At 63.5% G+C, this 22,756-nt stretch carries 23 protein-coding genes and 1 pseudogene; 6 read left to right on the top strand and 18 right to left on the bottom strand.

Going from position 1 to position 22,756, the window contains the following annotated elements; all coding sequences use genetic code 11:
* Positions 1 to 43 precede the first annotated feature (43 nt).
* The 9 genes and pseudogenes from ftsH to X771_RS01000000165150 form a co-directional block, all read right to left on the bottom strand.
* Positions 44 to 1,969, bottom strand: a complete 1,926-nt coding sequence (gene ftsH, locus X771_RS145845) for an ATP-dependent zinc metalloprotease FtsH (RefSeq protein ID WP_023673598.1) — start codon at positions 1,967 to 1,969, stop codon at positions 44 to 46.
* A 103-nt stretch (positions 1,970 to 2,072) separates the two neighbouring features.
* Positions 2,073 to 3,479: a tRNA lysidine(34) synthetase TilS gene (gene tilS / locus X771_RS145850; protein WP_023688964.1), complete on the bottom strand. Its 1,407-nt coding sequence runs from the start codon at positions 3,477 to 3,479 to the stop codon at positions 2,073 to 2,075.
* A 51-nt stretch (positions 3,480 to 3,530) separates the two neighbouring features.
* Positions 3,531 to 4,613: a tol-pal system protein YbgF gene (gene ybgF / locus X771_RS145855; RefSeq protein ID WP_023688963.1), complete on the bottom strand. Its 1,083-nt coding sequence runs from the start codon at positions 4,611 to 4,613 to the stop codon at positions 3,531 to 3,533.
* 211 nt (positions 4,614 to 4,824) lie between these two features.
* The gene (gene pal / locus X771_RS145860; RefSeq protein WP_023684182.1) at positions 4,825 to 5,331 is read right to left on the bottom strand and encodes a peptidoglycan-associated lipoprotein Pal; all 507 of its coding nucleotides are present in this window, start codon (positions 5,329 to 5,331) and stop codon (positions 4,825 to 4,827) included.
* A 248-nt stretch (positions 5,332 to 5,579) separates the two neighbouring features.
* The gene (gene tolB / locus X771_RS145865; protein WP_023688962.1) at positions 5,580 to 6,884 is read right to left on the bottom strand and encodes a Tol-Pal system beta propeller repeat protein TolB; all 1,305 of its coding nucleotides are present in this window, start codon (positions 6,882 to 6,884) and stop codon (positions 5,580 to 5,582) included.
* A 40-nt stretch (positions 6,885 to 6,924) separates the two neighbouring features.
* Positions 6,925 to 8,082 (bottom strand): energy transducer TonB, encoded by a 1,158-nt coding sequence (locus X771_RS145870; RefSeq protein WP_023688961.1) that lies wholly within the window; start codon positions 8,080 to 8,082, stop codon positions 6,925 to 6,927.
* Positions 8,083 to 8,089: 7 nt separating this feature from the next.
* Entirely contained in the window at positions 8,090 to 8,542 is a 453-nt protein-coding gene (gene tolR, locus X771_RS145875; RefSeq protein ID WP_023673843.1) for a protein TolR, read from the bottom strand.
* Between the two features lie 9 nt (positions 8,543 to 8,551).
* Positions 8,552 to 9,262: a protein TolQ gene (tolQ, locus tag X771_RS145880; RefSeq protein WP_023673844.1), complete on the bottom strand. Its 711-nt coding sequence runs from the start codon at positions 9,260 to 9,262 to the stop codon at positions 8,552 to 8,554.
* Positions 9,263 to 9,574: 312 nt separating this feature from the next.
* Positions 9,575 to 9,953 (bottom strand): annotated as a pseudogene (locus tag X771_RS01000000165150) (thioesterase family protein).
* 65 nt (positions 9,954 to 10,018) lie between these two features.
* Between X771_RS01000000165150 and X771_RS145885 the strand changes: the two are divergent.
* Positions 10,019 to 11,269 (top strand): cellulase family glycosylhydrolase, encoded by a 1,251-nt coding sequence (locus X771_RS145885; protein WP_023688960.1) that lies wholly within the window; start codon positions 10,019 to 10,021, stop codon positions 11,267 to 11,269.
* Positions 11,270 to 11,414: 145 nt separating this feature from the next.
* On the opposite strand, the gene X771_RS145890 is transcribed toward X771_RS145885, so the two are convergent.
* The 6 genes from X771_RS145890 to X771_RS145915 all read right to left on the bottom strand — a co-directional run bounded on the left by X771_RS145890 (position 11,415) and on the right by X771_RS145915 (position 16,038).
* On the bottom strand, positions 11,415 to 12,317 hold the full coding sequence (locus tag X771_RS145890) for a metallophosphoesterase (RefSeq protein ID WP_023688959.1): 903 nt from the start codon (positions 12,315 to 12,317) through the stop codon (positions 11,415 to 11,417).
* A gap of 136 nt (positions 12,318 to 12,453) precedes the next feature.
* On the bottom strand, positions 12,454 to 13,491 hold the full coding sequence (gene ruvB, locus X771_RS145895; protein WP_023688958.1) for a Holliday junction branch migration DNA helicase RuvB: 1,038 nt from the start codon (positions 13,489 to 13,491) through the stop codon (positions 12,454 to 12,456).
* Positions 13,492 to 13,534: 43 nt separating this feature from the next.
* Complete coding sequence (gene ruvA, locus X771_RS145900; protein ID WP_023684176.1) at positions 13,535 to 14,155, bottom strand: Holliday junction branch migration protein RuvA; 621 nt, start codon at positions 14,153 to 14,155, stop codon at positions 13,535 to 13,537.
* A gap of 10 nt (positions 14,156 to 14,165) precedes the next feature.
* Positions 14,166 to 14,672 (bottom strand): crossover junction endodeoxyribonuclease RuvC, encoded by a 507-nt coding sequence (gene ruvC, locus X771_RS145905; protein WP_023688957.1) that lies wholly within the window; start codon positions 14,670 to 14,672, stop codon positions 14,166 to 14,168.
* 67 nt (positions 14,673 to 14,739) lie between these two features.
* Entirely contained in the window at positions 14,740 to 15,270 is a 531-nt protein-coding gene (locus X771_RS145910; RefSeq protein ID WP_023688956.1) for a DUF1465 family protein, read from the bottom strand.
* Between the two features lie 387 nt (positions 15,271 to 15,657).
* Positions 15,658 to 16,038: a hypothetical protein gene (locus X771_RS145915; protein ID WP_023688955.1), complete on the bottom strand. Its 381-nt coding sequence runs from the start codon at positions 16,036 to 16,038 to the stop codon at positions 15,658 to 15,660.
* A 310-nt stretch (positions 16,039 to 16,348) separates the two neighbouring features.
* On the opposite strand from X771_RS145915, the gene X771_RS145920 reads away from it, so the two are divergent.
* Complete coding sequence (locus tag X771_RS145920) at positions 16,349 to 16,900, top strand: DUF2269 family protein (RefSeq protein WP_023688954.1); 552 nt, start codon at positions 16,349 to 16,351, stop codon at positions 16,898 to 16,900.
* Positions 16,901 to 16,907: 7 nt separating this feature from the next.
* On the opposite strand, the gene X771_RS145925 is transcribed toward X771_RS145920, so the two are convergent.
* Positions 16,908 to 17,678 carry a sulfite exporter TauE/SafE family protein gene (locus tag X771_RS145925; RefSeq protein WP_023688953.1) on the bottom strand — a complete coding sequence of 257 codons (771 nt, stop codon included), beginning with the start codon at positions 17,676 to 17,678 and terminating at the stop codon, positions 16,908 to 16,910.
* Positions 17,679 to 17,884: 206 nt separating this feature from the next.
* On the opposite strand from X771_RS145925, the gene X771_RS145930 reads away from it, so the two are divergent.
* Positions 17,885 to 18,382 carry a GNAT family N-acetyltransferase gene (locus X771_RS145930; protein ID WP_023684173.1) on the top strand — a complete coding sequence of 166 codons (498 nt, stop codon included), beginning with the start codon at positions 17,885 to 17,887 and terminating at the stop codon, positions 18,380 to 18,382.
* Here X771_RS145930 and X771_RS0134390 read toward each other — a convergent pair.
* Positions 18,339 to 18,776, bottom strand: coding sequence for an Lrp/AsnC family transcriptional regulator (locus tag X771_RS0134390; protein ID WP_023704892.1), 438 nt, complete (start codon positions 18,774 to 18,776; stop codon positions 18,339 to 18,341). The two genes, X771_RS145930 and X771_RS0134390, sit on opposite strands and share 44 nt — an antisense overlap.
* A gap of 129 nt (positions 18,777 to 18,905) precedes the next feature.
* Between X771_RS0134390 and X771_RS145935 the strand changes: the two genes are divergently transcribed.
* The 3 genes from X771_RS145935 (at position 18,906) to X771_RS145945 (ending at position 21,724) form a co-directional block, all read left to right on the top strand.
* Positions 18,906 to 19,823: a DMT family transporter gene (locus X771_RS145935; RefSeq protein ID WP_023688952.1), complete on the top strand. Its 918-nt coding sequence runs from the start codon at positions 18,906 to 18,908 to the stop codon at positions 19,821 to 19,823.
* 142 nt (positions 19,824 to 19,965) lie between these two features.
* A complete protein-coding gene (locus X771_RS145940; protein ID WP_023688951.1) occupies positions 19,966 to 20,613 on the top strand; it encodes a thiamine phosphate synthase in 648 nt (215 codons plus the stop codon).
* 46 nt (positions 20,614 to 20,659) lie between these two features.
* Positions 20,660 to 21,724: a tetratricopeptide repeat protein gene (locus X771_RS145945; protein WP_198025840.1), complete on the top strand. Its 1,065-nt coding sequence runs from the start codon at positions 20,660 to 20,662 to the stop codon at positions 21,722 to 21,724.
* Between the two features lie 9 nt (positions 21,725 to 21,733).
* On the opposite strand, the gene X771_RS145950 is transcribed toward X771_RS145945, so the two are convergent.
* Positions 21,734 to 22,750 carry an NAD(P)-dependent alcohol dehydrogenase gene (locus X771_RS145950; RefSeq protein WP_023688949.1) on the bottom strand — a complete coding sequence of 339 codons (1,017 nt, stop codon included), beginning with the start codon at positions 22,748 to 22,750 and terminating at the stop codon, positions 21,734 to 21,736.
* Between the last annotated feature and the right edge of the window lie 6 nt (positions 22,751 to 22,756).

Below are 22,756 nucleotides of genomic sequence, written 5' to 3'. Positions count from 1 at the left end.
CGGATCGAAGCCGCGGCGTTTTCTTGGATCACATGATGTCAGCTCAGCTCGACGGCTGAGGCTCCATGCCGCCTTCGGGCTCGGGACCCTTCTTGCGGCGGCCGGACTTCGGCACAGCCGAGCCGCGGCTTGTGGGGGTGTCATCCCCCAAATCTCGCGCGGGCTTCTGCCCGGCGATCAGCTGCTTGATCTCTTCGCCCGAAAGCGTCTCGTATTCGAGCAGGCCCTGCGCCAGAGCGATCCATTCCTTCTTCTTCTTGGTCAGGATGGACTTGGCCGTGACATAGGCCTCGTCGATCAGCCGGCGCACTTCGGCGTCGATGATCTGCGCGGTCTCTTCCGAGACGTTCTGCGTGCGCGCCACTGAATGGCCGAGGAAAACCTCTTCCTGGTTGTCGCCATAGGCGACATGGCCGAGCTTGTCGGAGAAGCCCCAGCGGGTGACCATGGCGCGCGCCAGTTTGGTCGCCTGCTCGATGTCCGAGGAGGCGCCCGAGGTGATGTTCTCCTTGCCGAACTTGAACTCCTCGGCAACGCGGCCGCCCATCATGATGGCGAGCCGTGAGATCATGTATTTGTAGCTCATCGAATAGCGGTCACCTTCCGGCAGCTGCATGACCATGCCGAGCGCGCGGCCGCGCGGGATGATGGTCGCCTTGTGCAGCGGATCGGCCGACGGCACGTTGAGCGCCAGGATGGCATGGCCGGCCTCGTGATAGGCCGTGAGCTCCTTTTCGGCCTGGGTCATGGCCGACGAGCGGCGCTCGGCGCCCATCATGATCTTGTCCTTGGCGTCCTCGAACTCGGCCATGGTGACAAGGCGCTTGTTGCGGCGCGCCGCCATCAGAGCGGATTCGTTGACCAGGTTCATCAGGTCGGCACCCGAGAAGCCCGGCGTGCCGCGCGCGATCACCTTGAGGTCGACATTCGGCGCCAGCGGCACGTTGCGCACATGCACCTTGAGGATCTTCTCGCGGCCGACGATGTCGGGGTTCGGCACCACCACCTGGCGGTCGAAACGGCCCGGACGCAACAGCGCCGGGTCGAGCACGTCGGGCCGGTTGGTAGCGGCGATCAGGATGATGCTCTCGTTGGACTCGAAGCCGTCCATCTCGACCAGCAGCTGGTTCAGCGTCTGTTCGCGCTCATCATTGCCGCCGCCGAGGCCGGCGCCGCGATGGCGGCCGACGGCGTCGATTTCGTCGATGAAGATGATGCAGGGAGCATTCTTCTTGGCCTGGTCGAACATGTCGCGGACACGGCTTGCGCCGACGCCGACGAACATCTCGACGAAGTCGGAACCCGAAATGGTGAAGAACGGCACATTCGCTTCGCCGGCGACGGAGCGGGCGAGCAGCGTCTTGCCGGTGCCGGGAGGTCCGACCAGAAGCACGCCGCGCGGGATCTTGCCGCCGAGGCGCTGGAACTTCTGCGGATCGCGCAGGAACTCGACGATCTCTTCCAGATCTTCCTTGGCCTCGTCGACGCCGGCGACATCCTGGAAGGTGACGCGGCCATGCGCCTCAGTGAGAAGCTTGGCCTTCGACTTGCCGAAACCCATGGCGCGGCCGGAGCCGGACTGCATCTGGCGCATGAAGAATATCCACACGCCAAGGATCAGGATCATTGGCAGGTAGGAGATCAGATAGCTGAACAGCGAGTTGGAACCGTCCGACTCAGGCCGCGCATTGATGGTGACGTTCTTGTCCTGCAGCCGCGAGACCAGCTGCGGATCGCCAGGCGAATAGGTCTGGAAGCCATTGGCGTTGTCGGCGTAGGTGCCCGTGATGCGGGCGCCGGCGATGACCACCGTCTTGACCCGGCCGGCCGCGACCTCTTGCAGGAACTGCGAATAGGGAACGTCGGTCGAGGCCCCGCGAGTCTGCGGCGTCTGGAACAGATTGAAGAGAGCAATGAGCAGGACCGCTATGATCGCCCAGAGCGCGAGATTGCGATAATTCGGATTCATCAATTGTCCCGTTGGTGCCCGCTGGGACACGCGTCATGAGAGGAAACTTGCGCCTAACATAGGGAGAGCGCCCCCCCTTGCCAAGCATAACAGCACGTCTGGGTTAAGCTTTCGCGCCATGATCAACCGGCACTGTGGCGGCCAAAGGGCAAGCCGAGACAGGCGGTGCGCCGATCAACTCGGCCACGGCCTGCGCCAACACCAGATCGAAGCACGGCAGAAAACGGGCAAAGGGCGCAACGGCGGGGCTGACGGCGATTGCCGCCGCCGCCGCTACATCCCCTGCAAAACCAAGGCATTCGCCGCCGCGCCATAGCGCCGGTTCCGCAGCCAGGGCGGCGCGCACAAGGCTTGGCGGCGAGCCATCCCCGGCAATCGGCGTTTTGGCGGCGGCAGCAGCGCCAAGCGGCGCGATCAACCATGCACCCGAACTGTCGCCCAATGTGATCGCCCCGGCTTCGATGTCTGGCGTGATCCGCCGGCGACCGTCCCAGAGCAGAGTGCCAGCTATCGGCGCGGAACGCGGCAGGTCGCGCGATTCACGGCGCAGGAAGATGCCGTTTCGCCTGATATCGACGACCGCCCGCGACAATGTGGCGCAAAGCCGACCGGCCCGCATTTGCTCGAACAGCGCTTCGCCGCGCGCCTGGTCCGGCAACAAGGCGGTGCCGCCCGTCGCCGCCAGCAGGACACGCAGCGCATAGACCGCGGCTCGCGTGTCGTCAGCTTCGGCAAGACCGGGATCGAGACGGATGAGACCCCTCGCCGGCCGGCTGGCAAATTCACCGATCAGGGCGGCGGCGCGGCGACCGAGTTGTTCGCGCTCGCCGGCGGCCCGCCTGGCCAGGCCGATCGCTTCGGCAAAACGCTGCCCGCTCCGGTCTTCGCCGAGCACGGCGCGGATGCGCGGGCGTTCGAAATTCGTGTCGATGTTGGTCGGATCCTCGACCCAGCCGACATGTTCGCGCTGCAGGAAGGCGCGCAACGCCGCGCGCCGAGCGCCGAGCAGCGGCCGCGCGATCCAGGTCCGCCAGTCATAGAGAGTGGCAGGCGCCATGCCGGCCAGACCTCGGCCTGCAAGCTCTCGCCCATCATTCCGCGCGGCTCGCATCAGGACGGTCTCGGCCTGGTCGTCGGCGGTGTGGCCGGTCACGATCACACCAATGCCTTGCGCCTGCGCTGCCTCGGCCAGCAACCGGTAGCGCGCCTCGCGCGCCGCCGCGGGCAGGCCGGCCGACGGCTTGGCGCCGGACCAGTTGAGCGTCCGGTGCGCGATGCCGCGCTCGGCACAAAGCTTTGCCACTTTGCGCGCTTCGACTGCTGCTTCCGGACGCAGGCCGTGGTCGATCGTCACCGCCAGCAGCCGGGCTGTCGGGGCGCTGCGGTCGAGGTGAGCCTTGAGGAGAAGAAGGAGGGCGGTCGAGTCGCTGCCGCCGGACACGGCCGCAAGCGCGCCGTTGGTAAAGTCGATCTGCGAAAAATTCGAAAGGTCAGGCTCGGTATCGAGCATCAATGCATGTCGCGCAAAAGTGGTCCCGGTTCAGGGACGACACGGCAAAGACTAGCACGCCGCCAGCGCCCTCTCCTGCTTGACGCGTTCCTTGAGCGCGGCCGAAATATCGGGATAGCGCTTGCCGATCTCGCCGAAGGTGGCGCAGGCGACATCCTTCTGCTTGAGGCCGACCAGCGACACGCCAAGCTTCAGGAGCATGTCAGGCGCCTTCTTGGCCTTCGGATAGTCCTTGCTGGCGGAGAGGAAAACCTCGGCAGCGTCATGATACTTCTGCTGGCCAAGCAGCGATTCGCCAAGCCAGTAATGCGCGTCCGCCGCCTTGGCGTCCTTCGGGAAGCGGGCGATGTGGTCGCGAAAACCCTGCTCGGCGGTGCTGTAGTCGCCCGACAGGATGAACTGGTAGGAGTTGCGGTAGATCTCTTCCGGGTTGTTGGTGGCAGGCAGCGCCGCCACCACCGTGCCGTCCGACTTGCCGGTCTTAGCCCCGGCAGCCGGCGCCTCGGCGGCGGGAGCCGCACCTTCCGCCGGCGCCGCTGCCTGCGTGTTGCCGCCGGCGTCGATTACATTGCCGTTCTTGTCGACGGTGATGGTGCCGAAGGTCTTGGGCGGCGTGCCGTTGATCACCTTGCCGGGATCGCCGGTCTGCGATTCGACGATGACCTCGCCGACGCTCTGGCCGCCATCCGACTGCGCGCCGGCATCGGCCGGCGCCTGGTCTGCCGGGGCCTCGGCGACGCCGGTGCCCGCGCCACCGTCCTGCGGCGCGACCTCCGATTTCTTCTGGGCCGGCGGCTGCCCGCTGGAGCCGCCTTCCAACTGCTGGAAGCGGAACTCGTTGTCTTCCTGCTGCTTGCGCATCTGCTCCTGCATCTGCAGGATCTGGAAGTTGAGTTCCTCGAGCTTGCCGTTCATCTGCCGGAGCTGATCTTCCAGCCCCGCGGCGGCGGTGCCGTCCTGCTGCTGCGCGATCTGTTGCTGCTCCGGCTTCTCCTTCTTGCCGAAAATGCCGAGCGTCGGCAGATGGAAGGAAAAGCCGCTATCCGCGGGTTGTCCGGTGCCGCTCGCAGAAGCCGCGAAGCCTGATACGAGCAGCAGCGCAAGCGTGCCGCTCAAGACCGATCTGAAATGCATGTGCCTCTCGCCGTGAATATCGTGAGCCTGTTCGCGCCTTCCGATCACAGTGGGACCGGCACGACGCCCTCGGCTCTTAGCAGGAGGCGAGACTTCGGCCAAATTTTGTTTCCGGGTTTGTTTCCGGGGCCGAAACTGAAAAAGGCGGCCACAAGGCCGCCTTTCGCATGGAGGTGTTGCAATTATGCGACTAAGGCCGCCGTCTTACTCATCAGGAGCCGGCGCCGGAGAGCGTGGTGACGGCGCGGCGATTCTGCGACCAGCAGGAGATGTCGTCGCAGACCGCGACCGGACGTTCCTTGCCGTAGGAAATCGTCTTCAATCGGCTCGCCGAGACGCCCCTGGCGACCAGGAAGTCGCGAGTGGCGGCGGCGCGGCGGGCGCCGAGAGCCAGATTGTATTCACGTGTGCCGCGTTCGTCAGCATGGCCTTCGACGACGATGGCGTACTGCTTGTACTGGTTGAGCCACTGTGCCTGCCGCGACAGCGTCGTCTGCGCATCGGCGCGGATCGCGGTCGAGTCCGTGTCAAAGAAGATGCGGTCGCCAATGTTGACGGTGAAGTCCTGCGCCGAGCCCGGCGTTGCGGCACCCGCGCCATTGAGACCGAGATCGGCAGCGTTGTTCGGGGTTTTCTTCGAGGCGCAACCGGTGATGGCGAGCATCGCGATCAGGGCGATCATCGCCGGGTTTCTGGTAAGTGCTGCGATACGGCCCATGCCGCCTCTCCTTCGTATTCGAGTGATCGTATTTCGAGTGATTTCGTTGATCACCCAGTAACCACGTTTGGGTTAACCGGCATTCAAGAAATACGGTTAATGTTTGGTTTCGATCGTCCGTCCACGACCTTCAAATCCACGGTCACAGTTGGCGCGGACCCTAGGCGGAAATGCGGCCGAAACGCGACTAATGAATGAAAAAGGGGCCAAACGGGCCCCTTTTAGCAGGTGTGGCAATTCGGCCGAAACTACTCCAGCAGCGGCGACCAGGCGGGATCCGACGCGAAATTCGCGGTCGGGATCGACTGTTCGTTGCGGCCGGTGAGATCGACGGAAACCAGTTTTGGGCCGCCGGCGGAGTCGCGGAAGAACATCAGCACGCGGCCGTTGGGCGCCCAGGTCGGTCCCTCCTGCTGGAAGCCCGAGGAGAGGATGCGCTCGCCCGAACCGTCGGTCTTCATGACGCCGATCTGGAATTCGCCGCCGGTCTGCTTGGTGAAGGCGACGAGGTCGCCGCGCGGCGACCACACCGGCGTCGAATAGACGCCGTCGCCGAACGAAATGCGGGTCTGGCCCGAGCCGTCGGCGCCCATCACATAAATCTGCGCACGGCCGCCACGATCGGAAGTGAATACCACCTTGCTGCCGTCGGGCGAATAAGAGGGCGAGGTGTCGATGGCGGTCGAGTTGGTCAGCCGGGTGGTCGAGCGGCTTCGCAGGTCCATGGCGAAGATGTTGGAATTGCCGTCATCGCGCAGCAGGCTCATGATCACCTTCTGGCCGTCGGGCGAGAAGCGCGGCGCAAAGGTCATGCCGGGAAAGTTGCCGACCAGTTCGCGCTGTCCGGTCTCGATCTGCAGCAGATAGACCCGCGGCTGGCCGCTTTCATACGACATGTAAGTGATTTCCTGCCGATTCGGCGAGAAACGCGGCGTCAGCACGATCGAGCGGCCGTCGGAGAGATAGCGCACGTTGGCGCCATCCTGATCCATGATGGCGAGCCGCTTCTTGCGTGCATTCTTGGCGCCGGATTCGTCGATGAAGACGACGCGCGTGTCGAAATAGCCCTTTTCGCCGGTCAGCCGCTCATAGATCGCGTCGGCGATGATGTGGGCCACGCGGCGCTGATTGGCGTCATTGGCGAAGAACTGTTCGCCCGACATCTGTTGGCCGGCAAAAGTATCCCACAGTCTGTATTGGGCGCGGATGCGGCCGTCCGCCTCCTTTGCGACACTGCCGGTAACCAGCGCCTGCGCATTGATCACCTTCCAGTCGTCGAAGCGCGGCTGCGCATCCGGATTGGCGATCTTCTCGATGAAGGCGTTCTTGTCTATCGGTGCGAACAGGCCTGAGCGTCTCAGGTCGGCGCTGACGATATCGGAAATCTGGGCGCCAAGCTCACCTTGAAAATCGGTGATTGCGATCGGCAACGGTTCGACATTGCCCTTGTTGACGTTGATCTCGACGAGTGCTCGCGCCGGCAAGGTGGCAACGGCAGTCATGCCCAGCGCCATGGCTGCAATCGTCAGGAGCGGCTTGAGGATGGATTTCATGTCTTCTCGCTTCTCGTAACTGATTTTGTGGATACCAGGCCTAGAGCCCCAGCATCTCCCTGGGGTCGAAAGTGACTCGAACCTGGGCCCAGATATCATGCTTGCCGGCAGGAACTTGCAGGCCAGCCATGTTTGCCTTCTGGACGGCACGTACCGCACTCTCGTCGAATTGGCGGTTTCCGCTCGATTTTTCGACGGTCGGACGGCCTTCGAGCTTGCCGGAGGCATCGAGATTGAACACGATCACGGCGACGAAGTTTTCCGAGCCCTCAACCCCCACCGGAAGGGTCCAGCTATTGCCCAGCTGATCCGACAAAGTGCCCATTTCGGCCTGCGACAGTTTCTGGCCCTGGGTCTTGTCGGCGCCGAGCGACGCCTGCTGCGTCGAGCGCTTGGCGCCGCCGCCAGAAGGCTTCTGCTTGTCGAGCAGAGCAGTGATCTCACCTTCATTGAACTGCTTTTCCTCGGACCTCGGCTTCGACGAGGCTTCCTTGACCGGCTTGTCGGCGTCCTTGCGGTCCGGAGCCTTCGCGCTTTCAGCCTGCGCCGGTTGCGGCTTCGGCCGTGCTTCCGGAGCAGGAGCGGAAGTCGGAAGCTGCGCTTCTTCCAGAGGCTGCTGATCCGATATGGCTTCGGCGACCGCGTCGGGCTTCACGCGTGGCTTCGGCTCTATGGCGGCGGTCGTGTCCGGCTGCGGTGTTGGTGCAGGCTCCTTCACCGGGGTCGGCTTCGGTTCAACCTGCTTCACCGGCTCGGGCTTGACCTCTTCCTTCGGCTGCGGCTCCGGCGCCACCTCCGTCGCAGGTGTCGGCTTCGGCGCTTCCTTTGGCTTCGGCGTGTCCTCGGTCTTCGGCTTTTCGGTCGGGGTCGGCGCCGGAGCAGCCGTCGCTGTTTTCTCCACCGGCTTCGGCTTGGGCTCGTCCGTCACCGGCTTGTCGGTATCAACGCTGTTCTCGCCGATTTTCTGTGCATCTGGCACGATGTCGGGACGCTTGGTCGGCATCGGCGCCGGCTTTTCGTGCATCACCGCCTTCTTGTCGCCCTGCAGCGTCTGCGCAATGGCTTCCATGGGAACGATGTCGACCGCTATCGACTCCACATCCGTGGACGGCAGCGCGGCCGGCGCCGACAGGGTGAACAGGCCGAAAGCCAGTGCCACCGTATGCAGTATCACCGATGTGGTGAGGCCGGTCTTCATCGTGCGTCTACTGATCCTGTTGCTGCAGTGAAATCAGGCCGATATTCTTGTAGCCGGCGGCCTGGATGAGGGCCATGACCTCCATCGCGGCGCCATAGTTGGTCGCCTTGTCGCCGCGGATGAAGATGCGCTCTTCGTAGCCGGTCTTGGAAATCGCCTGCAGTTTGGCGACCAGCTCTTCCCTTGGGATTTCGGTCTCCTGCAGGAAAATCTTGCCGGCCGCGTCGATCGAAACGGTGATCGGCTGGGTGTCGGCGTTCATAGCCTTGGCCTTCGTCTCCGGCAGGTCGACCGGCACTCCGACCGTCAACATAGGTGCGGCGACCATGAAGATAATCAAGAGCACCAGCATCACGTCGACCATCGGCGTGACGTTGATTTCCGACATCAATGCATGGTGGCGGCCGCGCCGCCTGTGTCCGCGCCCGCCGCGTCCTGCCATGCCAACCGACATACCCATCTTCTTACCTCAGCCCTTAGGCGCTACTTTTTCATCGATTTGGCGCGAGAGTATGGCGGAGAACTCATCCGAGAACCCTTCCATCCGCACCGCGATCTTGTTCGCGTCGGATGACAGCTTGTTGTAGGCGATAACCGCCGGTATGGCGGCGAGAAGACCGATGGCCGTCGCCAGCAGCGCTTCGGCAATGCCGGGTGCAACAACCGCGAGACTGGTGTTCTTCGAACCGGCAATCGCCTGGAACGAGGTCATGATGCCGATGACGGTGCCGAACAGGCCGATGAAGGGTGCAGCCGAACCGGTGGTGGCGAGAAAGCCGAGACGGCCCTCCAGCTTCTCCATCTCGCGCGTCAACGCCAGGTCCATCGCCTTGTCGATGCGGGTCTGCAGGCCGAGCGGCGATTTGGCCCCCTTCTCGAAGCTCTTCTTCCATTCGCGCATGGCCGCAACGAAGATCGCACCCATGCCCGTGGTCTTGCGGTCGGCAAGCGTGCGATAGAGCTCTTCCAGCGACTGCCCCGACCAGAACACCTGTTCGAAGCGATTGAGCGACAGACGCATGCGGGCATAGCTGACCAGCTTGTCGACGATGATCGCCCAGGTCCAGACCGAGGCGCAGAGCAGACCGATCATGACCAGCTTGACCACCCAGCTGGCCTGTGTGAACAGCGCCCAAATCGACAATTGCGCTGCCGGATCGGCGAGTGCGGTAGTTTCCATGCTTCAGTCCTTAAGATTTTCCGGGCATCGCTGGCGGCTGGCCCATGGGCATCCCTTGTGGTCCGTTCGCGCTTGGCTTCCGGATTAACCCCAAAATGCACCGTTGGCGGCCTTTTCAGGGCAAATATTGGTGAAAGGAAGGCGCGCGGATTCTTCCAATCTTCACCGATCTCTTCATGAACCGTTATGGTTAAGGATGGGTTAGGAAATATGGCGCGGCGCATTGCCGCGCCAAGGCACGACGCGGGCCATCCATCCACAATCGAATGCGCTGCCGATTGGCCGCTCGTTGCCGGCCGGCAGGCCTGGATATCAGCTTGCTCCTGGTAGAAAGGCCGCGATCCATTCTTTCGGAAAGCGCTTCGGCCGGCCGTTCTCGCCGATGATCGCCGCCTCGACCTTTGCTTCGACCAGAACCTCTGTCCCGCGTTTCAATTGCTGCGCCATGACGATGCGGGCGCCGGAAATATCCTGCGTTGATGTGTCGATGGTCAGGATGTCGTCCATGCGGGCAGGCGAGCGGAAATCTATCTCCATCCGCCGCACCACCCAGACGATCCGTTCGCCGTAGATCGGAAGAGCACACGTCTGNGTCGGCATAGTAGACCCGCGCCATCAGCCGATGGCCGAATTCCGTCAAGGCTCCGGAAAGCCCGGCAGCAAGCGCCGCCGATTCACCATGATCGTCCATCGCGCTTTCCTTTTTGCCCCCGGCGGGGCACCTGTCTTGCCAAAATCACCAGCGCAGCAAACCGGATGGCACTGTTGACGGCGATGATCAAGACCGTGATGGCAGCGCTGCTGGTGCTGGCGGCGTCTGCGCTTCCCGGTCAGGCCGCGAGCTTTTCGATGAAGCGCGGCCTCAACCTCGACCAGTGGACGACCTGGGTCGGGGAAGACAAATGGAACGACCGACAAGCCATCCTGCCCTATCCGGAATGGCGCAAGTTCCTCAACGAGGATGACCTCAAGGCGCTGAAGGCCGCCGGTTTCGACTTTCTGCGCATGCCGGTCGATCCCTCGCCGTTTATGTCGGATCAGACACTGGCGCTGCGTGACGACCTTTATGCCAGCGTGCGGGACTCGGCGCGCATGATCAACCGGGCCGGTCTGAAAGTGATCGTCGACATGCACCTGATCCCGGCCGGCGGCGGCCGCGAGATCGGCATGGGCCAGGTGATGGACGATCCCGCAACCTTCGACGCCTATGTCGAGGTCGTCCGCAAAATGGCGCGCACGCTTGCCACTGAGGACCCGGCGCAGGTCGCTTTCGAGCCGATGAACGAGCCTATCGTCGACTGCGACAGCGATGGCACCAGCCTGTGGCCGGAGCGTCAGCAAAAGCTGTTCGCGGCCGCGCGCGCCTCGGCCACCAGGCTGACGCTGATCCTGACCGGCGCCTGTTATTCCAATGCGGCTTCGCTGGTCAGGATCGACCCAAAGTCGATCCCCGACGACAACCTCATCTGGACCTTCCACTCCTACGACCCGTTCCTGCTGACGCATCAGGGCGCGACCTGGGCCGGCGATTTCATTCTTTATGTTACCGGGCTGCCCTATCCGCTGACCGCGGTGCCGCGCGCCGAGCTCGATGCGACGCTGGATGCGATCCGCGCCAAGATAAAAGCCGAGGCGCCATGGACCAGACGGAACGCCCTGCTCGCCTATCTCGATGAACAAGCCGCCAGCATGGACACGGACGAAAAGCTGCTCGGCGTCATGGATGCGCCGTTCGAAAAGGTCGAGGCCTGGGCGAAGGCCAACGCCATCAAGCCGGAAAACATCACGCTGGGCGAGTTCGGCATGATCCGCCAGGAGTATGGCAACCCCTATGTGATGCCGCCCAAATACCGCGCCGCCTATGTCAAGGACATGATCGCGCGCGCCGAGGCGCATGGCTTCTCATGGTCGGTGTGGAGTTTTGGCGGCGCCTTCGGCATCGTCGATGCCTTCAACGGCGAAAAGGCCGAACCCGCCGTGATGGATGCAATCCGCTCGCTCCATTAGCCTAGGGCATGTCGAGATTTCAGGTCAGGCCGAGTCGGAAATGAGGGGTTCCGAGAACCGGAAGGGAGCGGACTTTGGTCCGTGACTACCGGAAGCGCAGGAACACCTCATTTGCAGGCCGGCATCACCTGAATACCGGCATGCCCTAACCGAGGTCGATCTGCAGGATCTCCGGCCGCATGCCAAAGCGCACCGGCGCGATGCTGAAGCCGAGCCCGCCTGACACGATCAAATTGCGGTCATTCTCGACGACATGGCCATAGGCAAAGCGGTTGCCGAAGCGGGACGGCACCACCGGTGAATAGCCGAACAGCCTGACCTGCCCGCCATGTGTGTGGCCCGACAGCGTCAGCGAAACCCGCCACGGCACTTTCGGGAAAATGTCAGGCTCATGCGCAAGCAGGATGATCGGTGCCTGGTCGGTGATCTTGGCCAGCGTGCCGTCGAGATCGTCGAGGCCTTCAAATTTGTCGCGGCCTGCGGCCTTGTTCGGTAACAGGGCCAGCTGGTCGGCGAGTCCGGCGATCCAGAAGCCGTATCCGTCCTTTTGCAGGCGCACGGCGTCGTTCTCCAGAACCGAGATGCTGGCTTCCTCCAATGCCTTGCGCGCCACAGTCGGCCCCGCTCCGGCCTGCTGCGCGAAAGGATCGTGCCACCAGTCGTGATTGCCGAGGATCGACAGCACACCAAGCGGCGCCTTCAGTCCTGACAAGGCCGGCGCCCATTCATGGGCCTCCACCCGGTTCGTCACCAGGGACATGCCTGAGAAATAGTCGCCGAGCAGTACGATCAGATCGGGCTTCAGCACGTTCGCATCTTCGACGAGCGAAGCGATCCGCTCAGGCGTCATCCAGGGACGGCAGGCGTGAATATCGGCAAGTGCTACGACGCGCAGCTTGAGATCTGCAGGCCAATGCGGCGGCGTCAGCCGGTAGCGCTTCACATGCGTCAACAGCATCGGCTCGATGCCGACCGCATAGGCACTGAGCGAAGCTAGCGAGAGGAACGAACCTCCGGCGAATTTCAGGAACCCGCGTCTGGTGATCACTTTTCTGGCTCCGACGCTTGTTCGGAGCAGTTCGCGCCGACACTACGACGCCCGATAGCATCCAGGAATGCGCCTTCACGCTGGCAGGCTTGAGGAAATTCTGCGCAGACAGCCCGTTCCGGAGGACAAATCTCCGTTACTCTTCCTGGAACAGGTTGATCTGCTGCTGCGCCAGATCCTTCGGTGCGTCGAGGCCGAGATGGCGCCAGGCATTGGCGGTCAGCACGCGGCCGCGTGGCGTGCGTTGGATGAAACCCTGCTGGATCAGATAGGGCTCGATAATGTCCTCGATGGCGTCGCGCGGCTCGGACAGGCCGGCGGCGATGGTTTCGATGCCGACCGGCCCACCACCGAAATTGCGCGCGATCATCGAGAGATAGCGGCGGTCGAGCGCGTCGAGGCCGAGCGCGTCGACCTCCAGCCGCGTCAGGGCTTCGTCGGCAACCTGCTTGTCGACGTGACCGTCGCCGGCAACGGAGGCGAAGTCGCGCACCCGGCGCAGCAGCCGGCCGGCGATGCGCGGCGTGCCGCGGGCGCGACGTGCGATCTCCAGCGCGCCATCGTCGCCAAGCGGCATTTGCAGGATGCGGGCGCCGCGCCGCACGATCTGCTCCAGTTCCTCGACAGAATAGAAATTGAGCCGCACCGGAATGCCGAAGCGATCACGCAGCGGGTTGGTCAAAAGGCCGAGCCTGGTGGTGGCGGCAACGAGCGTGAAGCGGGCAAGATCGATCTTGACCGAGCGTGCCGCCGGACCTTCGCCGATGATCAGGTCGAGCTGGAAATCCTCCATCGCCGGGTAAAGGATCTCCTCGACTGCCGGATTGAGCCGGTGGATCTCGTCGATGAACAGCACATCGCGGTCTTCGAGATTGGTGAGAAGTGCGGCGAGATCGCCGGCCTTGGCGATCACCGGACCGGAGGTCGAGCGGAAATTGACGCCGAGCTCGCGCGCCATGATCTGCGCCAGCGTTGTCTTGCCAAGCCCCGGCGGCCCGACGAACAGCACATGGTCAAGCGCCTCGCTGCGGCCCTTGGCGGCCTCGATGAAGACCTTGAGATTGGCCCGCACCGCGGCCTGGCCGACGAAATCGGCGAGCGTCTGCGGCCTCAAGGTCTGCTCAGCATCCTCGCCGCGCTTTTCCGGGGCAATGAGGCGGGGTGAAAGGCTCATGCGGCCTTCCTCGCACAGGGCAAAGGACCGGACAAGCAATCACTCACCGCGCCAGTTCCTTCAGCCCGAAACGAATGAGCTTCGAGGCATCGGCGTCCTCGCCGGCCGTCTTCAGCGCCGCCGCGACAGCATTGGCTGCGGTGTCGCGCGAATAGCCGAGATTGACCAGCGCCGAGACGGCGTCGGTGATGGGCGCCGGCGCCACGCCTTCCCCGAGTTCCTGCTTCAGGCCGATGGCGCCGGAGGCGGTTCCGGCATAGGCCGGCGCCTTGTTCTTCAATTCGGTGACGATGCGCTCGGCCACCTTCTTGCCGACGCCGGGCGCGCGGCTGACCATGGCGATGTCGCGCAGCGCGATCGCATTGGCGAGGTCGGCCGGCGCCAGCGTCGACAGGATGGCCAGCGCCACCTTGGCGCCGACGCCTTGCACATTGCTCATCAACAGCCGGAACCATTCGCGCTCAAGCACCGATTGGAAACCGTAGAGCCGGATCATGTCCTCGCGCACATAGGTCTCGATGAACAGCACCACCGCCTCGCCGGGCGAAGGCAGCGCGGCCAGCGTGCGCGCCGAGCAATAGGCGACATAGCCGACGCCGTGCACATCGACGAGGCAGAAATCCTCGTCGATCTCGTCCAGCGTGCCTTTCAATTTGCCGATCATGCGTGATCCCTCATGCCAGCGCCATCCTGTAGGCGACGCTTTGCCGGTGATGCGCGTGGCAGATGGCGATAGCTAGCGCGTCGGCGGCGTGTTCGGTGTCGAAAACGGCTTTCGGCAACAGCACCTTGACCATCATGTGGATTTGCTTCTTGTCGCCATGGCCAACGCCGATCACCGCCTTTTTGACGGCATTGGGGGCATATTCGGCGACGACAAGGCCGGCGAGCGCCGGCACCAGCATGGCTATGCCGCGCGCCTGGCCGAGCTTCAGTGTCGCCACCGCATCCTTGTTGACGAAGGTTTGCTCGACGGCCGCTTCCTGCGGCATGGCCGCATGCAGGATCTCGGCCAGCCCGTCATGCAATTGGCAGAGCCGTGTCGCCAGCGCCGCCTTGTCGTCGGAGCGTACAGTGCCGGAACTGATAAAGCGCAGCGAGTTGCCGAGGCTCTCGACGATGCCCCATCCGGTGCGCCTCAGCCCCGGATCGATACCGATAATGCGAATCGCTTCCCTCATGCGCGAAGTCTACCTCCGGCGCACAGCGATGTCAGGGAAATGTGAACAAACCGGAAACGGGAAGCGTTTAACCTCGAGCGAAAGCCGTATTCAGCAGCGTGATCTGGTCGGAAACCGGATTGGCGCGGCGGCCTGTTACCGGCGTCTCGGCAAACGCGCCGCCATAGATCTCTTCGTCCATGCGGCGCACCAGCGCCTGCAGGCGCAGCGAGCGGGTGACGAGGTCGAGGAAATCCTTCGGCAGTTCGCCCCAGCCGACCGCTTCGTCATGCGCCGAGGCGGTGTCGAGACGCACCTTGGATTTTTCCGAGGCGACCTGGTCGCGGGTCATCTCGCCGGAATTTGCCGCCCGCTGCAAAAGCAGCCAGGAGGCGACCTGCATCAGCCTTGTGGTCAGCCGCATCGATTCGGCCGCATAGAGCGTCGCCGCCAGTCTGGACAGCTTCTTGGCCTCGGCCCGGCCCTTGCCGTCGAGATATTCCGCTGCTTGCTCAACCAGGCCCATGCCTTCCTGGTAGAGCGGTTTGAAGGATTGGGAGAAAACCCGGCGTTCCGCCAGCTTGATGGTTTTCGCGCTGCCCTTCGAAGGCTCGTTCATCGATACGCCCCTGCACTGCCCCGTCGGCTGATTCGGCTTCATCGCCGTCACGCCGGCACCCTAGATGACTGAAGCTTGAAAATGCGCTTCGCCGCCGGCGAAGGCAAGCACATGTTTAACAAACGGTTAACGCCTGCGCAGGGGCGCCAAGCGGACCAAAAGCAGACAAAAAAAAGAGCCGCGGATAAGGCGGCTCTCAGGAGTTTAACAGGGAGGCGTCAAACGAAGTGGCTCCAACCACTCGGTAAGAATCCAGATCACTGGATGGACATAGTAAACACCTGTAAAGCTTAATGAACCCTTAACGGCGCGGATATTTCTTGATCGACCGCTGCCCTTCTGTGCCGTATCAGCACAACGGCCCCCGAAGCCTGATCGTCAGCTTGTTCATGCCTTCTTCCACACAGCCGGCAAGGAAATGAAGGCGAACAGCAGCATTGCCGCATAAAACCTCATCGAGGAGGAAGCCAGCACCGGCTCGATCTCCGGATGGCCGGCAAGTTCAAAGTAAAGCCCGATCATCAGTGCGATGCCGCAGATTGCCGTCAGCCAGAAATGCACGACGGCAATCGTCTTTTGCCCGACCGCTGGAAACAGGTGGTAGAAGAAGGCAAACACCGCCGACATCAGCCAGCCCGCCACCATGGTGTGCGCGTGGGTCGGCATCTGCCCATGGTCATTGGAGATCGCCATATGCAGGCCGAGCGCCATGCCGCACAGGGAATAGATGACGGCCAGGGTGAAGAAATTTCGTGCTACGCCTTGCATGGGATACCCTCGATGGTTGTTGCAGACTTGGTCCGACCGCGCGCGGCCAAAATGGAGCGTCGGTCGCGAGCGGCTTAGTCCCCGCAGGTTTCAGGATCATGCCGCGAAACCAGCCAATGCCGACACGGCGTCCATCCGGCAAATGCCGGGTATTGTGCGGGCTGCGGTAAAATCCGGCGACGGCGCCACCGCAACAAGCCGGCACCCACGCGGCATCTTCTGGATACATGTACGGAGATAATCCGCCCTCCTTCGGAAGCAGACGCGCGAAAGCAGCGTTTACCCCCGGAACGATGCACAAGGAGCGGCAATGGACTGGTATTCTCTCTTCAAATTCCTGCATGTCATGGCAGCGATCCTCTGGCTCGGCGGCGGTTTCGCCATGCTGCTGGTTTCGATACTCGCCGATCGCGCCGGCGACGACGAGACGCTGATGGTCATGCTGAGAACGACGGACAAACTCGGCTTGCGTCTGTTCGTGCCGGCGTCCGTCGCGACCCTGGCTTCTGGCCTGGTGCTGACTTCGCTATGGACCGGCTTCTCCGACCTTTGGGTCGTCATCGGCCTTTGCGGCTACGCCGCCGCGTTTCTGACCGGTATCCTCGTGCTGAAGCCTTCGTTCGAAAAGCTTGCCACAATGCTTGCCGCAGACGGCATGACCCCGGCTGCCATAGCGTTTGGGCGCCGCATGATACGGATCGTCAAGTTCGATTTCGTCATCATGATCGTCGTCGTCGCCGACATGGTGCTGAAGCCGACCGCGCACGACATCGCCACTCTCGGCGCAATGGCGGTCGTGGTCATGGGTGGTGCATCGCTGACCTTTGCGAGCGCCCGGCGAACCAAACCGGCAGCCGCCTGAGCGGCATTTAGAACAGGCCGGCGATTCCGTCCCAAAGCAGCTTGACCGCGACCACGGCCACGGTCGCGTAGGTGAAGGGATAAAAAATCTCCGGCCGCATGCGCCGCACCAGCCAGGCGCCGGCGATGGTGGCCAGCGGCGCCAGCGGCATCAGCACGGCCGACGCCGTCAGGTTGGCGGTGTCGAACTGGCCAAGCGCGAAGTAGGGGATCAGCTTCAGCGCGTTGGTGGCGGCAAAGAAGATCGCCGATGTCCCCGACAGCACCTTCGGATCGAGCCGGATCGGCAGCGCATAGACCTGGAAGGGGGGCCCGCCGACATGGGCGACGAAGCTGGTGAAGCCGGCGACGGTGCCCCAGAAGGCGGCGGCGATGCGGTTGGCCGCCGCCGCATGGTCGGAACCGTGGCGGAACTGGAGATAGAGCCAGCGCAGCACGAAGATCAGCGCGACAGCGCCGACGATCAGCCGCACCATCTCTTCGGTTACGAGCGCTGCCGTCAGCCAGCCGAGCCCAATGCCGATCACCGCGCCCGGCATCATGTCGACCAGCATCTTTCTGTCGTAGACGCCCCACCACGTCCACACCGAAACGATGTCCATCAGGCACAGGATCGGCAGCAGGATGGCCGCCGCCTGCACCGGCGGCATGGCCAGCGCCATCAAAGGCACGCCAACGAAGCCGACAGCGCCGCCGAAGCCGCCTTTCGACAGCCCGACAAGTATCACCGCCGGAATGGCGGCGGCATAAAACCACGGATCGGCGAGCAGACCTGACATGAACTGGAAAAGCTGGAGGGAAGACGGTTGCCCTGCAATAGCCCAGAAACCCTTGCGCCGCGACCGGGAAAATGCCGGCCGTGTCGATCAACTGTGCGTAAAGCGACGGTTCCGGATTTGCGGCAAGATCGTCGCCGATGCATAAGGGCGCCGTCCCCGCTGCATCAGGTTTTGGCCCCAGGTTTTTGACCCCCAGGTTTTTGACAATGAGCGAACCCCACATCCGCCGCGCCGAAGCGGCCGACCTGTCTGCCATCGTAGTCATGCTCGCCGACGATCCGCTTGGCCGCAGCCGCGAGGATGCGACCGAACCACTCGCCAAGGCCTATCGCGACGCCTTTGCCGCCATCGACGCCGACCCCAACCAGTTTCTTGCCGTGATGACGGATAGCGGCCGCGTCATCGGCACGTTGCAGATCAGCTATCTCGCCGGGCTGTCGCTGCAGGGCGCCTTGCGCGGCCAGATCGAGGCTGTGCGCGTCGTCGCAGACCGCCGCGGCGAACGGCTGGGACAGCGTCTGCTGGAATGGGCGATCGAACAGTGCCGTGAACGCGGCTGCAAGATTGTCCAGCTGACCACCAACAAGAGCCGCCAGGACGCGCATCGCTTCTATGACCGGCTCGGCTTCAAGGCTAGCCACATCGGCTACAAGCTGGAGCTTAATTCAGTGGCGGCGGACGGCGCCGGATCGGCTGCGCCTTGATGATGGCGGTGCTGGTCTCCGCCTTGTCGGCGATGCGGTCGAGAAGCTTGTCGAGCTCGCCGATGGAGCGCACGTAGAGCCGGGCCACGAAACAGTCGTCGCCGGTGACCTTGTCGCATTCGCCGAATTCCGGGATCTCCTCGATCAGCTTCTGGACGATATGCAGCTTGCCCGGCAGTGGCCGCACCCGCACGATCGCCTGCAGCGGAAACCCCAGCGCCTCCGGGTCGATCTCGATGGTGAAGGCGCGGATGACGCCGCGTTCCTCGAGCCGCCGCAGCCGTTCCGAGACGCTCGGCGACGACAGCCCGACCTGCTGCGCCAGATCCTTCAACGAAGTCCGCGAATCCAGGATCAGGATGTCGAGAAGCTTTCTGTCCAACTCGTCCAGCATTTTCATCTCCTCGCAAAAGGGCAGCGCGCGCCTTATTAAATAAGGTGTTGTCCCCTTATCACCTTTCATAGGGCATATAAACCCTCAAGACGGCATGAGATTATGGCCTCAACAGATAGAGGTATTGTCATGGACAACACGGTACGCGGCACGATCGAGATGACGGCGGCGATGACGATCGTCGGCACGATCGGCTGGTTTGTCGTCATGTCGGGCCAGCCCGTCATGGACGTGGTGTTCTGGCGCTGCGCCTTCGGCGCGGTGGCGCTGCTGATCACCTGCGCGGCACTCGGGCTGCTGCGCGGCAGGCTGACGCTGCGCATTGTTGCCATCGCCGCTCTTGGCGGCGCGGCCATTGTCATCAACTGGCTGTTGCTGTTCAGCGCCTTCTCCCGCGCCTCGATCTCGATTGCCACGGCGGTCTACAACACGCAGCCCTTCATGCTGGTCGGCTTCGGCGCGCTGTTCTTCGGCGAGCGGCTGACCTTGGCCAAGCTGACCTGGCTCGGCATCGCCTTCGCCGGCATGCTGCTGATCGTGCAGACAGGGCCCGATGCGGGTGTCGGTTCCGGCATAACCGGCACAGATTATGTCATCGGCATCATCATGGCGCTCGGAGCGGCCTTCTTCTGGGCTGTCGCGGCAATCGTCGCCAAGAAGCTCAAGGGCACCCCGCCGCATCTGATCGCGCTGATCCAGGTCTGCGTCGGCGTCGTCATGCTGGCGCCCTTCGCCAACCTCTCGCATTTGCCCGCCGATGCCTGGAGCTGGGCCATGCTGGCCACGCTTGGCGTCGTTCACACGGGCCTGGTGTACATATTGATGTACGCCGCCATCCAGAAACTGCCGACGCATCTGCAGGGGTCGCTGTCCTTCATCTATCCTGTCGTTGCGATCCTGGTCGATGTCATGGCTTTCGGCCACCGGCTGCATCCGGCCCAGCTCGTCGGCGCAGCCGCCATCCTGATCGCCGCCGCTGGCATGAATCTCGGCTGGACTTTGTGGAGGGCCAAATCGCCGGCCGAAAGCCCGCAAGCCGTCAAATGAGCCGCAGAGCGTCGGCTCGCCGGCGATCGTAAACCAAAGCCATCGCATCGATCCCCGCCCGCCTGTTCAAAGCGGGCGCTTTGTTCTATGCCGCAATGCAACCATCTTCGCCCGGCATAGGCGAAACCCGGGATCGAAGCCAATGAACGACGCAACACCCCCCAACCGCTGCCGCATCGTGCTGATCGCGCCCAATGACGCTCCGGCGCAGCGCATTGCGGCTGCCTTCGACGGCGGTGATATCGCTTCGCTGATCCTGCCTGAGAACGGCATGGACGAGGCTGCCTTCCAGGCCTTTGCAGAACAGATCGTACCGGCGGCGCAAGCGGCCGGCATCGCCGTCATCATCGCCGGCGATACCCGCATTGCCGGCCGTGTCCAGGCCGACGGCATTCATGTCGAGGTTTCCAAGGACGCGCTCGCCGAGACCATCGAACACTTCCAGGGCAAGATGATGGTCGGCGCCGGTGGCGCCAAGACGCGCGACGACGCGCTGGAACTCGGCGAAACCAGGCCCGACTACATCTTCTTCGGCCGCTTCGGCTACGACAACAAGCCGGAACCGCATCCGCGCAACCTGTCGCTTGGGCAATGGTGGGCGGACGTGATTGAGATCCCTTGCGTCGTCATGGCCGGTTCCGCCATCGCTTCGGTAGAAGCGGTGGCCGCCACTGGCGCCGAGTTCGTGGCCGTCTCAAGCGCTGTCTTCGCCGAAGGCGCCGATCCGAAGGCGGCGATTGCTGCCGCCAATGCGCTGCTCGACCAAACCGCGCCGCGCTTCGAGGGCTGACGTGCGCCGACCTGGACTTCCTCTCGCGATTCTCGTCGCAGCCTTGATGAGCGGGGCAGCGGTCGCGGCGGAGACCGTTCCGCTGCCGCAGCCGAGGCCGGACACCAGCCCGCCCGCCCTCAGCGTGCCGGATGCGGTCGCCCCCGATGCGGGTGCCCCAAAAGCCGGTGCCACCGATTCCGGCGTCCATATCGACAAGCCGATCGACACCCCGCTGCCCCAGCCCGCGACCACCGCGCCGCTGCCGTCGGCCGACGCCATCAACCCAGAGCGTTTCGGCGCCAAGCCGGCGGACCCCGCCTATGGCGCTTTCCAGCGCGGCCTTTACAAGACGGCCTACAATCTGGCGTTGGTGCGGGCTCAGAATGGCGACCCGGCGGCGCAAACGCTGGTGGCCGAGATCCTATCGCGCGGGTTGGGCGTGCCGCTCAACCCAGCGGAAGCCGCCAAATGGTATGCGCAGGCCGCCGAGCAGGGGATTCCTGAATCGCAGTTCCAGTATGCGCTGATGCTGCTCGACGGCCGCTACGTCAAGAAGGACGAGAAGGGAGCCTATGCGCTGATGCAGGCCGCCGCCGAGGCCGGCAACCGGCTGGCGCAGTTCAACTTCGCGCAATTGCTCGTGCAGCAGGATCCTGGCGATGCCGGCATCGCCCGGGCTGTGCCCTATTATGAGCGTGCCGCGGCGACAGGGCTTGCCGACGCCCAGTATGCGATGGCGCAGATCTATGCCAATGGCGTCGGCGGCAAGACGCGAGACGATGCAAAGGCGCGCAGCTTGCTGGCACAGGCTGCCAGGCAGAACTACGACACCGCTCAGATCGATCTTGCCGCCTGGATGATCGAGGGCCGGGGCGGTGTTCGCGACCTGAAATCCGGCTTCAACTGGATGAAGCAGGCAGCTGAAGGCGGCAATGTCGCTGCCCAGAACCGGTTGGCAAAGCTCTATATGGGCGGCATCGGCACCGACCCCGACCTGATCCTGGCTGGGGCCTGGTATGTGGTCGCCCGCCGCGCCGGCCTTATCGATCCGGAGATGGACGATTTCCTGCAAGGGCTGACCGACGACCAGACAAAGCAAGCCTTGCAGAAGGCCAACCGCCTGCTCTGACACGCAACGTCACTGTGTATGATCCAGCACGACCTTGCCGAAGGGAGAGCCGTGTTCGAGATGGCGAAAGGCCTGCGCTGCCTCTGCCCATGGGAAGACCCGGTCGATCACCGGCCGCAGCCGATTGACGGCGAGCGCCCGGTTCATCGCTTCGAAGGACTCGCGCGAGCCGACCGGTATGCCGCGTGCTTTCACCTGGCGGCGGAAGATGTCGAGCGGATTAATCACCCCTTCGCTGCCGCCGAGATAGCCGATGACATTGATCTGGGCGCCACGCGCCGACGCCTTGAGCGAATGCGCGAAACTCTGGGGACCACCGACTTCGATGATGTGGTCCGCGCCACGGCCATCGGTCAGCGCCAGCACGGCCGACGACCAGTCCGGATTGTCGCGGTAGTTGATGCCGTGATGCGCGCCGAGCTCTTTGGCTCGGACAAGTTTCTCATCGCTACTCGACGTAACGACGACCCGCGCGCCGGCCGCCTTCGCGAACTGCATGGCAAACAGCGATACGCCGCCCGTGCCGAGGCTGAGCACGGTCTCGCCCGGCTTGAGGTTGCCTTCCGTAAACAAGGCATGCCAAGCGGTGACCGCGGCGCAGGGTAACGTCGCCGCCTCTACGTCGCTGAGATGCGCCGGCGCGATGACAGCTGCCTGTTCGTCCAGCCGGGCGAATTCGCTCAGCAAACCGTCGATGGGGCCACCGCGCTGGTATGAGGGTTCGGCCATGGCGAAGCTGCCGCCGACCCATCGCTGCCAGAACGTGCCGCAGACCCGGTCGCCGACCTTGAAGCGGCTGACCTCGGAGCCAACCGCAACGACCTCGCCGACGCCGTCGGAAAGCGGCACCAGCGGCAAGGGGAATGTCGTGTGATAGCTGCCGCGCGCGATCTCGACATCGCGGTAGTTGAGCGCCGTCGCCTTGACGCGGACGATCATCTCCTGACGGCCGGGTTCCGGCGTTGGTCGTTCGACCATCTTGAGATTGTCGATGCCGCCCGGCTTCTGCAGTTCGATTGCCTTCATTGTCAT

The organism is Mesorhizobium sp. LSJC269B00, from assembly GCF_000502815.1.
In the GTDB taxonomy this organism is placed as follows: domain Bacteria; phylum Pseudomonadota; class Alphaproteobacteria; order Rhizobiales; family Rhizobiaceae; genus Mesorhizobium.
Note: the sequence above shows the minus strand (reverse complement) of the source record. Positions and strands in the feature narration are given on the sequence as shown.

Bases quoted from the DNA above. Each gene is read 5' to 3' on its own strand.
- ftsH (WP_023673598.1), bottom strand. From the start codon at position 1,969: ATGAATCCGAATTATCGCAATCTCGCGCTCTGGGCGATCATAGCGGTC.
- tilS (WP_023688964.1), bottom strand. From the start codon at position 3,479: ATGCTCGATACCGAGCCTGACCTTTCGAATTTTTCGCAGATCGACTTT.
- ybgF (WP_023688963.1), bottom strand. From the start codon at position 4,613: ATGCATTTCAGATCGGTCTTGAGCGGCACGCTTGCGCTGCTGCTCGTA.
- pal (WP_023684182.1), bottom strand. From the start codon at position 5,331: ATGGGCCGTATCGCAGCACTTACCAGAAACCCGGCGATGATCGCCCTG.
- tolB (WP_023688962.1), bottom strand. From the start codon at position 6,884: ATGAAATCCATCCTCAAGCCGCTCCTGACGATTGCAGCCATGGCGCTG.
- X771_RS145870 (WP_023688961.1), bottom strand. From the start codon at position 8,082: ATGAAGACCGGCCTCACCACATCGGTGATACTGCATACGGTGGCACTG.
- tolR (WP_023673843.1), bottom strand. From the start codon at position 8,542: ATGGGTATGTCGGTTGGCATGGCAGGACGCGGCGGGCGCGGACACAGG.
- tolQ (WP_023673844.1), bottom strand. From the start codon at position 9,262: ATGGAAACTACCGCACTCGCCGATCCGGCAGCGCAATTGTCGATTTGG.
- X771_RS145885 (WP_023688960.1), top strand. From the start codon at position 10,019: ATGGCACTGTTGACGGCGATGATCAAGACCGTGATGGCAGCGCTGCTG.
- ruvB (WP_023688958.1), bottom strand. From the start codon at position 13,491: ATGAGCCTTTCACCCCGCCTCATTGCCCCGGAAAAGCGCGGCGAGGAT.
- ruvA (WP_023684176.1), bottom strand. From the start codon at position 14,155: ATGATCGGCAAATTGAAAGGCACGCTGGACGAGATCGACGAGGATTTC.
- ruvC (WP_023688957.1), bottom strand. From the start codon at position 14,672: ATGAGGGAAGCGATTCGCATTATCGGTATCGATCCGGGGCTGAGGCGC.
- X771_RS145910 (WP_023688956.1), bottom strand. From the start codon at position 15,270: ATGAACGAGCCTTCGAAGGGCAGCGCGAAAACCATCAAGCTGGCGGAA.
- X771_RS145915 (WP_023688955.1), bottom strand. From the start codon at position 16,038: ATGCAAGGCGTAGCACGAAATTTCTTCACCCTGGCCGTCATCTATTCC.
- X771_RS145920 (WP_023688954.1), top strand. From the start codon at position 16,349: ATGGACTGGTATTCTCTCTTCAAATTCCTGCATGTCATGGCAGCGATC.
- X771_RS145925 (WP_023688953.1), bottom strand. From the start codon at position 17,678: ATGTCAGGTCTGCTCGCCGATCCGTGGTTTTATGCCGCCGCCATTCCG.
- X771_RS145930 (WP_023684173.1), top strand. From the start codon at position 17,885: ATGAGCGAACCCCACATCCGCCGCGCCGAAGCGGCCGACCTGTCTGCC.
- X771_RS0134390 (WP_023704892.1), bottom strand. From the start codon at position 18,776: ATGCTGGACGAGTTGGACAGAAAGCTTCTCGACATCCTGATCCTGGAT.
- X771_RS145935 (WP_023688952.1), top strand. From the start codon at position 18,906: ATGGACAACACGGTACGCGGCACGATCGAGATGACGGCGGCGATGACG.
- X771_RS145940 (WP_023688951.1), top strand. From the start codon at position 19,966: ATGAACGACGCAACACCCCCCAACCGCTGCCGCATCGTGCTGATCGCG.
- X771_RS145945 (WP_198025840.1), top strand. From the start codon at position 20,660: ATGAGCGGGGCAGCGGTCGCGGCGGAGACCGTTCCGCTGCCGCAGCCG.
- X771_RS145950 (WP_023688949.1), bottom strand. From the start codon at position 22,750: ATGAAGGCAATCGAACTGCAGAAGCCGGGCGGCATCGACAATCTCAAG.